Source organism: Pelistega ratti (assembly GCF_009833965.1).
Taxonomy (GTDB): domain Bacteria; phylum Pseudomonadota; class Gammaproteobacteria; order Burkholderiales; family Burkholderiaceae_B; genus Taylorella; species Taylorella ratti.
The window spans coordinates 687,651-701,292 of the sequence record NZ_CP047165.1 but is presented as its reverse complement, the minus strand read 5'-3'; the positions used below and the strand labels follow the sequence as shown (position 1 = coordinate 701,292).

The 13,642-nt window shown below is 38.2% G+C and carries 10 protein-coding genes; 9 read left to right on the top strand and 1 reads right to left on the bottom strand.

The window, feature by feature from the left end:
* Window positions 1-316: 316 nt before the first annotated feature.
* The 9 genes from F9B76_RS02880 to F9B76_RS02840 all read left to right on the top strand — a co-directional run bounded on the left by F9B76_RS02880 (window position 317) and on the right by F9B76_RS02840 (window position 12,697).
* The gene (locus F9B76_RS02880; RefSeq protein ID WP_159990737.1) at window positions 317-3,178 is read left to right on the top strand and encodes a 2-oxoglutarate dehydrogenase E1 component; all 2,862 of its coding nucleotides are present in this window, start codon (window positions 317-319) and stop codon (window positions 3,176-3,178) included.
* Between the two features lie 24 nt (window positions 3,179-3,202).
* Window positions 3,203-4,411 carry a 2-oxoglutarate dehydrogenase complex dihydrolipoyllysine-residue succinyltransferase gene (odhB, locus tag F9B76_RS02875; RefSeq protein ID WP_159990736.1) on the top strand — a complete coding sequence of 403 codons (1,209 nt, stop codon included), beginning with the start codon at window positions 3,203-3,205 and terminating at the stop codon, window positions 4,409-4,411.
* Window positions 4,412-4,496: 85 nt separating this feature from the next.
* Window positions 4,497-5,927, top strand: a complete 1,431-nt coding sequence (lpdA, locus tag F9B76_RS02870; protein ID WP_159990735.1) for a dihydrolipoyl dehydrogenase — start codon at window positions 4,497-4,499, stop codon at window positions 5,925-5,927.
* Between the two features lie 89 nt (window positions 5,928-6,016).
* Entirely contained in the window at window positions 6,017-7,117 is a 1,101-nt protein-coding gene (zapE, locus tag F9B76_RS02865) for a cell division protein ZapE (RefSeq protein ID WP_159990734.1), read from the top strand.
* A gap of 38 nt (window positions 7,118-7,155) precedes the next feature.
* Window positions 7,156-8,511 (top strand): tryptophan--tRNA ligase, encoded by a 1,356-nt coding sequence (locus F9B76_RS02860; RefSeq protein WP_159990733.1) that lies wholly within the window; start codon window positions 7,156-7,158, stop codon window positions 8,509-8,511.
* 24 nt (window positions 8,512-8,535) lie between these two features.
* Window positions 8,536-9,045: a tRNA adenosine(34) deaminase TadA gene (tadA, locus tag F9B76_RS02855; RefSeq protein ID WP_207708267.1), complete on the top strand. Its 510-nt coding sequence runs from the start codon at window positions 8,536-8,538 to the stop codon at window positions 9,043-9,045.
* Window positions 9,017-10,147: an LD-carboxypeptidase gene (locus F9B76_RS02850; protein WP_159990732.1), complete on the top strand. Its 1,131-nt coding sequence runs from the start codon at window positions 9,017-9,019 to the stop codon at window positions 10,145-10,147. Before tadA ends, F9B76_RS02850 begins: the two co-directional genes overlap by 29 nt.
* Window positions 10,148-10,454: 307 nt before the next feature.
* Complete coding sequence (locus tag F9B76_RS02845) at window positions 10,455-12,056, top strand: ABC-F family ATPase (protein ID WP_159990731.1); 1,602 nt, start codon at window positions 10,455-10,457, stop codon at window positions 12,054-12,056.
* 56 nt (window positions 12,057-12,112) lie between these two features.
* Window positions 12,113-12,697 (top strand): IMPACT family protein, encoded by a 585-nt coding sequence (locus tag F9B76_RS02840; RefSeq protein ID WP_159990730.1) that lies wholly within the window; start codon window positions 12,113-12,115, stop codon window positions 12,695-12,697.
* A 57-nt stretch (window positions 12,698-12,754) separates the two neighbouring features.
* On the opposite strand, the gene rsgA is transcribed toward F9B76_RS02840, so the two are convergent.
* Window positions 12,755-13,642 (bottom strand): ribosome small subunit-dependent GTPase A, encoded by an 888-nt coding sequence (gene rsgA, locus F9B76_RS02835; protein ID WP_159990729.1) that lies wholly within the window; start codon window positions 13,640-13,642, stop codon window positions 12,755-12,757.

Here is a 13,642-nt window from a genome sequence, read left to right as displayed (position 1 = left end):
CTTAGTTGAAGCGAAAAATAAATGGATAGAGAAACCCTTTTAGAGGAAATAGTAATTGACTATTTTACGCTGTATTTTGTTAGAATATAAGGTGTATAACAAGGGTAAAATTCCAACGTAGTAAATGAAATCAGACAAAAAAGTCGTATCATTTAAAATTGCCATTGAATTCGCGTTATACTAACAATAATCGGAATGTTAATTTTATTGATTTTTCCGCCTTCTTTTTTCCGCTATCCGTAATTCGGTTAAGCCGTAAATCGGAAGGTTTTCCTGCATCCATATGGTGAAACACTCATATAAAGGTGAAGCGTAGATGACTACTGCAATTGAAAAGAGTAATAACTCATATTTATTTGGTAGTAATGTTTCATATGTTGAAGAACAATATGAAGCTTACTTGGATAACCCAGAATCTGTCACTCCAGAATGGCGTGCTTATTTCGATAATTTAAGCCACTTGCCTGCTGTTGATGGGAAGGAGACAACAAGAGACCAAAATCATACGTCTGTAATTGCCTCTTTTGCTCAAAGAGCAAGAGCCAATACTTTATTGACTCAAGTACAACCCGCCAATTTAGAAGTTGCGGGCAAACAACTTAAAGTGCAATCATTGATTGCTGCTTATCGTAGCTTAGGTGTGCGATATGCACATTTAGATCCACTCAAACGTAGCGAGAGAGAGGATATTCCAGAGTTAAATCTTTCTTTCTATGGACTTACTGATGCTGATTTAGACGAAGTATATTCAGCGACAAACACTTATTTCACCACCAAGTCAACGATGACTTTACGTGAAATCCTTAATGCATTACGCGATACTTACTGCCGTTCTATTGGTTCAGAATTTATGCATATTTCTGATCCAGCTCAAAAACGTTGGATTCAAGAGCGTCTTGAAAGTACATTATCCACACCATCTTTCTCAAAAGAAGAAAAAGTTAATATTCTTAAACAACTGACAGAAGCGGAAGGTTTAGAGCGTTATCTACATACCAAATACGTTGGTCAGAAACGTTTCTCACTAGAAGGTGGCGAAAGCTTTATCGTGAGTATGGATGAAGTGGTTAATCATGGTGGCAAGATTGGCGTTAAAGAAATCGTTGTCGGTATGGCTCACCGTGGTCGTCTCAATATGCTTATCAACATTATGGGTAAACGTCCTGCTGATTTGTTTGCCGAGTTTGAAGGTAAGCACGCAGAAGGTTTAACCGATGGTGACGTAAAATACCATAATGGCTTCTCTAGTGATGTGGCTACTTCAGGTGGTCCAGTTCATTTATCACTAGCGTTTAACCCATCACACTTGGAAATTGTAAATCCTGTTGTTGAGGGTAGTGCACGTGCTCGTCAAGAACGCCGTAGTGATACTAAGGCTGTTCTTCCTGTGCTTGTTCATGGTGATGCGGCATTTGCTGGTCAAGGTGTTGTGATGGAAACCCTTAACCTTGCACAAACGCGTGGTTATGGTACAGGTGGTACGGTTCATGTTGTCATTAATAACCAAATTGGTTTTACAACATCAGATCCTCGTGATGCTCGTTCTACTCTTTATTGTACAGATGTCGTTAAAATGATTGAGGCACCTGTATTTCATGTAAACGGTGATGATCCTGAGGCTGTTGCTTTTGCGACTCGTTTGGCGATGGATTACCGTGCAGAATTCGGTCATGATGTAGTGGTTGATATTGTCTGCTTCCGTAAACTTGGTCATAATGAGCAAGATACACCAGCATTGACTCAACCATTAATGTATAAAACAATTGATAAACACCCTGGTACACGTCGTTTGTATGCAGATAAATTGGTTGCACAAGGTGTATTAGGCACAGATGGTCCAGACAATTTAGTAAAAGAATACCGTGCCTTAATGGATAAAGGTCAAGACTCAGCAGAACCAGTGCTTACTGACTATAAGAGTGAGTTTGCTGTTGATTGGACACCATTTATTGGTGCAAAATGGTCTGATAAAGCAGATACCGCTGTTCCATTAAAAGAGTTACAACGTTTGGGTGAGCGTATTACCACAATTCCTACTACTTTTACTCCACACAAATTAGTTGAAAAATTATTAGCAGATCGTGCAGCAATGGCACGTGGTGAAATGAATCTTGACTGGGGTATGGGTGAACATTTAGCTTTTGCTTCACTTGTGAACGCTGGTTATGATATTCGTATTACAGGTGAAGACGTTGGTCGTGGTACTTTCACACACCGTCATGCTGTGCTACATGATCAAAAACGTGAACGTTGGGATGATGGTGTTTATGTTCCTCTCCAACATATCAGTGATGATCAAGGTTCATTTACGGCGATTGACTCTGTATTATCAGAAGAGGCGGTACTTGGTTTTGAGTACGGCTATGCGTGTACAGAACCATACACATTAACCATTTGGGAAGCACAATTTGGTGACTTTGCTAATGGCGCTCAAGTAGTGATTGACCAATTTATTGCTTCTGGTGAGGCGAAATGGGGTCGTCAATGTGGCCTTACATTAATGCTACCACATGGTTATGAAGGTCAAGGTCCAGAACACTCTTCAGCACGTATTGAACGTTATTTACAATTATGTGCCGACAATAATATGCAAGTGGTTCAACCAACTAATGGTGCACAAATTTTCCACTTATTACGTCGTCAGATGATTCGTAAACTACGTAAACCATTGGTTATCTTTACGCCTAAATCACTCTTACGTAATAAAGATGCTGGTGTGCCTATTAGTGAATTATCTGAAGGTACATTTAGAACAGTCATTGGTGAAGTTGATCATAATATCAAAGCGGATAAAGTTAAACGTGTACTTGTTTGCTCTGGTAAAGTGTATTATGATTTAGCCCGTGCTCGTCAAGAACGTGATGCACAAGATGTCGCTATTATTCGTATTGAGCAACTCTATCCATTTGCACATAAAGCATTTGCTGAAGAGTTAGCTAAATATAAAAATGCTAAGGAAGTGGTATGGGTTCAAGATGAACCTCAAAACCAAGGTCCTTGGTTCTATATCCAACATCATATTCTTGAGAATATGCAAGAAGGTCAGAAATTGGCTTTTGCAGGACGTGCCGCTTCTTCTTCTCCAGCAGTAGGTTATTTGGCTAAACACCAAGAACAACAAAAAGCGCTGATTGAACAAGCATTTACCGTTCGCAAAGGTATTTTAGTAACGAAATAATTTATATTTAAAGGATTAATCATTATGGCAATTATTGACGTGGTTGTACCACAATTATCAGAGTCGATTGCAGAAGCGACACTATTAGATTGGAAAGTAAAAGTGGGCGATGCTGTTTCACAAGACGATATTCTTATCGGTGTAGAAACAGATAAAGTTGTACTTGATGTACCTGCTCCCGCATCTGGTGTGATTACTGAAATTCTACAAGGTGATGGTAGTACAGTAACTTCAGATCAGTTATTAGCACGTATTGATACAGAAGCGAGTGCGACTGCTTCTGCACCTGTAGCAGAAGCACCAGCAGTTGCCCCTGTTCAAGCGGCTACACCAGCAGCACCTGCACCAACAAGTACAGCGAAAGCGGATGTAGCTTCTCCTGCCGCTAGTGTGATTCTTGCAGAAAAAGGTTTAGCAGCAACGGATGTTAAAGGTACAGGTCGTGATGGTCGTGTGACTAAGGCTGATGCACAAGGTGCTTCTGCTAAAGCAGCTGCCCCAGCACCTGTCGCTGTTCCATTGAATTTAGATGGTCGCCCAGAGCAACGTGTACCAATGACTCGTTTACGTGCTCGTGTGGCAGAACGTTTACTTCAATCACAACAAGAAAATGCTATTTTGACCACTTTCAATGAAGTTAATATGAAAGCGGTGATTGATTTACGTAACCAATACAAAGAAAAATTTGAGAAAGAACATGGTGTTAAACTTGGCTTTATGTCTTTCTTTGTAAAAGCTGCAGTGGCTGCTTTAAAACGCTACCCAATTCTTAATGCTTCAGTAGATGGTACAGATATTATTTACCACGGTTACTTTGATATTGGTATTGCAGTAAGTAGTCCTCGTGGTTTAGTTGTACCTATTTTACGTAATGCTGATCAATTAAGCTTAGCGGATATTGAAAAAGCAATTGCTGACTTTGGTGCACGTGCGCGTGATGGTAAATTAGGTTTAGAAGATTTAACAGGCGGTACATTCTCTATTTCTAATGGTGGTGTATTCGGTTCAATGATGTCTACCCCTATTATTAACCCTCCACAATCAGCTATTTTAGGCGTTCATGCAACTAAAGAACGTCCTGTTGTAGAGAATGGTCAAGTAGTGATTCGTCCGATCAACTACCTTGCAATGTCTTATGATCACCGTATTATTGATGGTCGTGAAGCAGTGTTAGGTCTAGTTGCCATGAAAGAAGCACTAGAAGATCCACAACGTTTATTATTAGATATTTAATCTAATGTAATGGTGAGGGCGCCCCTAATTGTTGGGGCGTTTATCTTTATCAAGTATTCATTTAAGAGTTAAGAGAGAGTTTATTATGTCTACACAATTTGATGTGGTTGTTATTGGTGCTGGTCCTGGTGGATATATTGCTGCTATTCGTGCTGCACAATTAGGTAAGAAAGTTGCGTGCATTGATGCATGGGTCGATACAAAAGGTAACGCAAAACCGGGTGGTACTTGCACAAACGTAGGTTGTATTCCTTCTAAAGCTTTATTACAATCTTCAGAACACTATGAGCAAGCACAACATCACTTTGCAGATCACGGTATTGAAGTGGGTAGTATCAAACTTAAACTAGATACTTTAATTGCTCGTAAAGATACAGTGGTTAAACAAAATAATGATGGTATTCAGTATCTTTTCAAAAAGAACAAAGTGACTTTTTATGTAGGAAAAGGTTCTTTTGACGGTAAAGCAGCTGATGGTAACTACAAAATCAAAGTAGAAGGTAAAAATACAGAGGAACTAACAGCAACGCACGTTATTGTGGCTACAGGTTCTGCTCCTCGTGCGTTACCAGGTTTACCTTTTGATGAAGACAAAATTTTATCAAATGATGGTGCTTTACGTATTCCATCTGTACCTAAAAAATTAGGTGTAATTGGTGCTGGTGTGATTGGTCTTGAAATGGGTAGTGTATGGCGCCGTTTAGGGGCTGAGGTCGTTATTCTTGAAGCGGCACCAACATTCCTTGCGGTAGCAGATGAAGCCATTGCAAAAGAAGCCAAAAAAGCCTTTGATAAACAAGGACTTCAAATTGAAGTGGGTGTTAAATTAGGTGAAATTACACAAACAGCTAAACAAGTCAAAGTACCTTATACAACTGCAAAAGGTGAAGAGAAGTCACTTGAAGTAGATCGTTTAATTGTTTCTATCGGTCGTGTTCCTTATACTGAAGGACTTAATGCAGAATCGATTGGTTTAAAATTAAATGAACGAGGTTTTGTAGAAGTAGATGGTGACTGCAAAACAAATCTTCCAAATGTATGGGCTGTGGGTGATGTTGTTCGTGGACCTATGCTTGCACATAAAGCAGAAGAAGAGGGTGTTGCTGTTGCAGAGCGTATTGCAGGTAAACATGGTCATGTGAATTTTGATACTATTCCTTCTGTTATTTATACTTCTCCAGAAATCGCTTGGGTTGGTAAAACAGAGCAACAACTTAAAGCAGAAGGTCGCACAATTAAAGTGGGTAATTTCCCCTTTATGGCAAACGGTCGTGCCCGTGCTTTAGGTGATACCACTGGTTTTGTTAAAATTATTGCTGATGCACAAACAGATGAAGTGCTTGGTGCACATATCATTGGCCCAATGGCATCAGAATTAATTTCAGAATTAGTGACTATTATGGAATTCAAAGGTGCAGCAGAAGATATCGCTCGTATTTGTCATGCTCACCCAACCTTATCTGAAGCAGTTAAAGAAGCCGCTTTAGCAGTTGATAAGCGTACATTGAATCTCTAATAAACAGTATAATAGGTTACTTTACCTATAAAACCTGTCATTATTGCCTGACTAGCGCATACTAGTCAGGCTTTACCATTTTTATTGTTATGAATGTTATCCAATATTATCAAAAAACATTAGCTGATAAAGGCTACCATGCTGACCATGCTCAACAACAAGCCATTGAACGCTTACAACAATTTTATGATGATTGGATGAAAATAACACCACCCAAAACATCATTTATTCAACGATTATTTTCAAAACCACAACCTATTGTTATGCCTAGAGGGGTTTATATGTGGGGTGGTGTAGGACGAGGCAAAAGTTTTTTAATGGATTCCTTCTTTCATACGATTCTATGTGAAAAGAAGGTGCGAATTCATTTCCATGAGTTTATGCGTAGTGTCCATGCTCATCTCCAGCGTATTAGCAAAGAAGCTGATCCACTGGATGTTGTGGCAAAACAAATTTCTGATAAATATCAATTAATTTGCTTTGATGAGTTTCATGTTTCTGATATTGCAGATGCGATGATTCTATACCGTTTATTGAGTAAATTATTTGAAAATGGTACGACTTTTGTAATGACCTCTAATTATAAACCAACAACTTTATATCCAGATGGTTTACACAGGGATCGTATCTTACCTGCAATTGCCTTAATTCAAGAAAAAATGGATATTCTGAATGTAGATACAGGGGTAGATTATCGTCGTCGTACCTTAGAACAATTAAAGCTGTATTTTACACCTATCACAGCAGAGACCAATCAAGATCTAGAAAAAACTTTTCGCTCGCTGACATCTTATCAAAGTGAGCAAAAAGTGGTTATGATTGAAAATCGGGAAATTCCGATTGTTGCTGTAGGAGGAGATGTAGTATGGTTTACTTTTGCGAATTTATGTGGAACGGCACGTTCTCAAAATGATTATTTAGAGCTTGCTAATCGTTATCGTACGATTATTTTATCGGATATTCCTAAACTTGAGCCTAAAGATGCTTCTGAAGCACGGCGTTTTACATGGTTGGTAGATGTTCTATATGATCATAAAGTAAAATTAATTATGTCTGCTCAGACTGAACCTGAACAAATTTATGTTAAAGGGGTGCAAGCGAGTGAGTTTCATCGTACAGTATCACGTATGATAGAGATGCAATCTAAAGAATATATGGAATCAGAAACACGTCATTCTGCACAATTATAGAGTGATGTAAAAATTTTTTAATGAAAGATGAGAATATAATGGAAAGAACGCGTGTATTAACAGGTATTACAACAACAGGAACACCGCATTTAGGGAACTATGCAGGGGCTTTACGTCCTGCTATTTGTGAAAGTCGTCAAGATAATGTGGATGCTTTTTTCTTTTTAGCAGATTACCATGCTTTAATTAAATGCGATGACCCAGCGAGGGTAGCTCGTTCACGATTAGAAATCGCTGCAACTTGGTTGGCAGCAGGACTTGATACGGAGAGAGTGACGTTTTATCGTCAATCTGATATTCCTGAGATTCCAGAATTATCATGGATTCTAACGTGCATGACTCCCAAAGGTCTGATGAATCGGGCACATGCTTATAAAGCAATGGTTGATCAAAATACGGCAAAAGGGACAGAAATTGATGATGGTGTCACAATGGGTCTCTACTCATATCCCATCTTAATGGTAGCGGATATTTTAATGTTTAATGCCAATATTGTTCCTGTCGGTAAAGATCAAGTACAACACTTAGAAATGGCGCGTGATATTGCTCAGCGTTTTAACCATCATTATGGTCAAGGTAAAGATTATTTTGTACTACCTGATGTAAAAGTAGATGAAGAAGTAGCAACATTACCAGGGTTAGATGGAAGAAAAATGTCTAAAAGCTATGGTAATACAATTCCTTTATTTGAGGGTGGACGTCAAGCATTAAAAACAGCTATTGCACGTATTCAAACGGATTCTAAGTTACCCGGTGAACCTAAAGAGACAGAGGGTTCTCATTTATTTACCTTATATAAGGCTTTTGCAAGTATAGAGCAAACAGCACAGTTTAAAAAAGCGTTAGAAGAAGGGCTTGCTTGGGGGCAGGCAAAAGAAGAATTGTTTACGCTGTTAGATAATCTACTAAGCCCTATGCGTGAACGCTATGAAAGCTTAATAGCAAAACCACAGGAAATAGAAGATATTCTACAAGCAGGTGCTGTAAAAGCACGCCGTTATGCGACACCTTTTATTCAGACAATTCGTGAAGCAGTGGGATTACGCCAATCTACTCAAATAGCGATTAATCCAAAAACAAATAAAAAATCAGCTAAATCCGCTCGTTTTGTAAGTTTCCGTGATGAGGATGGTCAATTCCGTTTTCGCCTTGTGGCAGCAAATGCTCAAGAGATTTTACTTTCTGTTCCTTTTGCTAATCCTAAAGAAGCAGGCCTTATCAGTAAAACCTTACAGACAACTGAACCAACCATTGTGGTACGTGATGATGAAGGTTTTGATGTGTTGTTAGATGATAAGTTGGTTGCGTCCAGTATTTCTGTCAATACAGAGCAAGACAGAGAAAAAATGCTAGCTTTACTGAAGGAGAGCTTACAGCAATTAAGTGCAGAGTAAGTGTATAAATTAGGAGTGATAAAAATGCCCTCCACATTTATCCCTAACCGTTTACAGCATATTGCTTATATGCAAGAGGCTTTGGCACAAGCACAACTTGCCTATAATTTAGGTGAAGTTCCTGTGGGTGCTGTTATCGTTGATAAAAATGGTCATATTATTGGACGAGGATATAATCGAACAATTATTGATCAAGATCCTACCGCTCATGCAGAGGTAGTAGCATTGCGTATGGCAGCACAGCATTTGAATAATTACCGACTTCCACATTGTCGGCTTTATGTTACCTTAGAACCGTGTTTAATGTGCCTTGGTGCAGTGATGTGTGCTAGAATTAATCATGTAATATTTGGTGCAGTTGATACAAAAATGGGGGCTTGTGGAGGTACGGTGTCTTTACATGCTAATCATCAATTAAATCACCATACCCATGTCAGTTCAGGTATCTTACAACAAGAAAGTGCTGAACTTTTACGTCGTTTTTTCAAAGAGCGTAGGAAAAATAATGGTTTCAAATCCCAAGAGACAAGATAGCAATCAGTTAGAACAACTGGTAAATGATGCACAAATTTTATTTGATGAAGCAGATGATGTGCCTTTTACACGAGAACCTTACGAAAATGCATTAGGTCTCTATCTGATTTCACCATCAGGGGCGTTAATAGAACCAGAACGGTTAGTTATTGCTGAACATAAACTAACGACACTAGGATTTGATGTACGAATTGATAAAGCCGCAGATAGTCGTTATATGCGGTTTGCTGCTACAGATAAAGAGCGAGCAAAGGCTTTTTCACGCGCAGCTAAAGATGATGCGAGTATTGTGATGGCGACAAGAGGAGGATACGGTTTAAGTCGTATTTTGCATCATATTGATTGGAAATTACTAGAAAAAAATCCAAAAGTCTATGTGGGGTATAGCGATTTTACGGCCTTTAACCTTGCCTTATTAGCGAAAACTGGTTTGCCTAGTTTTACAGGCCCTAATGCAGTGGGTGATTTTGGTGCTGATATGGTAGATGACCTGATTGCAGATATCTTTGTTGAAGCAATGAGAGGGGAGCTTGAAATCCTTAGCTTTATTGCGGAAGATGCAGACAGTGTAGATGAAGAGGGTATTTTATGGGGAGGTAATTTAGCCGTCCTCTGCTCTTTAATAGGGACACCTTATTTACCCAAAATTAAGAAAGGTATTCTTTTCTTAGAAGATGTCAATGAACATCCTTACCGTGTAGAACGTATGTTGATACAATTGCTTCATGCCGGTATTTTAAGTAAACAAAAAGCGATTGTCTTCGGTGAGTTTTCTGATTATAAATTAACCAAATTTGATAATGGTTATGATATGGCAGAAGTGATTAGATGGTTGCGTAGCGAAGTGAATATACCTGTTATTACAGGTTTACCATATGGGCATGGTGAAATGCGTGTTACTTTGCCTATTGGTAAAAAGGTGGGTATTGCAACAGAAGATGGTATGGCGTATTTGGTAATAGATAAGCATGAGCATGACGTAGAGACTCATACAGATAATCAGGGGGTCTATCTTAACTGTGGCTGTAGCTTAGTATGCCAAGGTAAACACGAAACACCAAGCAAACCTGAAGCCAAAGCAAGTAAAAAAAACAAAAAATAATATCAACTTCCTCAATGGTAAAAAGCAGTCTATAAAAGGCTGCTTTTTTATATTGTAGATTTTTTTATAAGCAATTGTTTATCTTAAACAACTTGATGCAGATTCCAATAGGAATAATACTAGATGAGTAATCATTGCCTAATTAATATACGTTAGATTTCCTAAATAGTGTGATAAAAAGGGTATATTATTTTTATCGTGTTATTTTTATTAAGTAGGGAAAAATAAAATAAGAAAGAAGTGGAACAAGCCATAAAATCTAGGTTAAAATGAGAGGTTTAGTATTGCTTTTTAATAGGATAGTAGCGTGATTTCAACGGCTAATTTGACCATTCAATTTGGACCTAAACCTTTATTTGAAAATGTGAGTGTAAAGTTTGGGGGAGGTAATCGTTACGGATTAATTGGAGCGAATGGTTCGGGTAAATCCACTTTTATGAAAATTATTGGGGGTGATTTAGAACCGACATCTGGTAATGTTTCATTAGACCCAGGCGTACGCTTAGGTAAGTTACGCCAAGATCAGTTTGCTTATGAAGATATTCGTGTCTTAGATGTAGTGCTAATGGGTCATCAAGAAATGTGGGATGCCATGACAGCACGAGATGCTATTTATGCTAATCCTGATGCAACAGATGAAGACTATATGCAAGCAGCAGAGTTAGAAGCAAAATTTGCTGAATATGATGGTTATACGGCAGAAGCGAGAGCAGGTGAATTATTACTGGGTTTAGAAATTCCCGTTGAACAACACCAATTACCCATGCGTGAAATTGCGCCTGGTTGGAAACTGCGTGTACTATTAGCTCAAGCCTTATTTTCTAATCCAGATGTTTTACTCTTAGATGAGCCAACTAATAACCTTGATATTAATACGATTCGTTGGTTAGAGGGAGTAATTAATAGTTATCAAAGTACAATGATTATTATTAGCCATGATCGCCACTTTTTAAATGCTGTTTGTACACATATGGCTGATTTGGATTATGGTGAAATTCGTATCTATCCGGGGAATTATGATGATTATATGTTGGCATCAACTCAGGCAAGAGAACGATTAATTGCAGATAATGCTAAGGCAAAAGAAAGGGTAGCAGAGTTACAAGACTTTGTACGCCGATTTGCGGCTAATAAATCTAAATCACGCCAAGCGACTTCTCGCTTAAAACAAATTGACCGTATCAAATCAGAACAAGTCGAAGTCAAACCGTCTTCTCGTCAGAATCCTTTTATTCGCTTTGAACAGAAAAAAGTGATGCATCGTTTAGCAGTAACGGCAGAGAAAGTATCAAAAGCCTATGATAGACCCATTATTCAAGATTTTTCTGCAATGGTAGAAGCAGGGCAAAAGATTGCAATTATTGGGGCAAATGGGGTAGGTAAAACAACTTTATTACGGTTATTTGCACAGGATCTACAACCAGATAGTGGTGAAATGAAATGGTCTGACAATGCGGATATTGGCTATATGCCTCAAGATGTTTCAGATGCATTTGAACAAGGTAATAATGTATTTGATTGGATGGCAAATTTCCGTCAAGAAGGAGATGAAGATCAGCAAATTCGTTCTGTATTAGGGCGATTACTTTTCTCAGCAGATGATATTGTTAAAGATGTTAAGGTTCTATCAGGTGGCGAAAAAAACAGAATGTATTTTGGTCGCTTAATGCTAGGTCGTCATAATGTATTATTAATGGATGAACCAACGAATCACCTTGATATGGAGTCTATTGAATCATTACAATTTGCCTTAGAAAAGTATCAGGGTACATTAATTTTTGTTTCTCATGACCGTGAGTTTGTTTCAGGGCTTGCTGACCGTGTAATTGAAATTTTACCTACAGGGGAGTTAATTGATTATATGGGTAGTTATGATGAATATTTAACTTCTCGTGGTATTGAAAATTAATATATAGATGGTAAATCATTTTTTTTAGAAAGATATTTACCATCTCGCTATTTATTATGTTTACACTTAAAACAGCCACTTCTTTTGAAGAAACGATTAAAAAAAGCCTCTTTATTTGCCATGCGACACCGATTACAAGTGCAGAAGAGGCATTGGCTTTTTTTCAAACGTATCATCAAGCAGATGCAACACATAATTGTTGGGCATTTAAGCTAACTCAAAGCTATCGGTTTAATGATGATGGAGAACCGGGCGGTACTGCAGGACGTCCGATTTTACAAGCGATAGAAGGTCAAGAATTGGTGAATGTAGCTGTTTTAGTGATTCGTTATTTTGGCGGTATTAAACTGGGAACAGGGGGATTAGTAAGGGCTTATGGAGGGACAGCTGCTAAATGCTTACATCAAGCAGAAAAAGAAAAAATAATTCCCACAACATTAATTCGATGTACAGCAACATTTTCAGAGATGGCTATGGTAAAGTCTCGTTTATGGCAAGAAGGTGTGCAGCTTATCTCTGAAGATTTTACAGAAAATGGGGTATGTTGGATATTAAGTATTCCTGATGAACAACTTGATGTATTAAGTGCTGTATATACGAATATTACCCGAGGACGTATTTTTGAAAAAATAGAAACTTAATACTTGTTTTCGTAGAGAACATAAATTATTTCTTTTATAAAAAACTAGTTTGGATATTTAGTATTTTTCTGGTGCAGTGCATTCCATTAAAATACGCTCATACATTTCATGACGTTTTGGAGAAATATGGTTTTCTGCTATGGCTTGTAAGACCCCACAGCCGGGTTCATGTAAATGAGTACAATTATAGAATCGACAATAATCAATATATGGTAAAAACTCAGGAAAACCTTGGATGACTTCTTGTAGGCTAAGGTGTTTTAGCCCAAAACTTTGAAAACCGGGAGAGTCAATAATACTTAGTTGATATTCAGGGAGTTCATATAGACAAGTTGTTGTTGTTGTATGTTTACCTGTACCTAAAGCAATAGAATGTTCTTGTGTATGTGCCTGTGCATAGGGGATTAAAACATTTAAGATACTGGATTTTCCCATGGCACTTTGACCCAGTAATAGGCTTGTTTTGTGACTGAGCAAGGGGATAAGTTTTTGCTTTAAATCATTTGCTTGTAATGTACTAATTTCAATGATTTTTACACCCAAATCGGCAAATACAGCTAAACGAGCTTTAGCATGGAGGTAATCTTGTTGCAAGTCTATTTTATTCAAAAGAATAATAGGTTCGATATTGGCACTCCATGCCCCCACTAAAGCCCGACTCAGTAAATCTTCTGAGAAAGTAGGCTGTACCGCAACCACAATGCATAATAAATCAACATTAGCGGCAAATTGTTTGGAACGCATTTCATCTGATCGGTACAAAAGGTTCTGGCGAGGCAGAACTTCCTCAATGCGTGCCTCTTCCTGTCCTTGTAAAACAAGACGTACATAGTCTCCAACACATACACCTGTTTTTTTTCCTTTGGTAAAACTTTGACGGGTAGAACCATCTTCAAGTTTTACCGTGAAATGTCGTCCATAAGCGGTAATAACACGTCCTTGCAT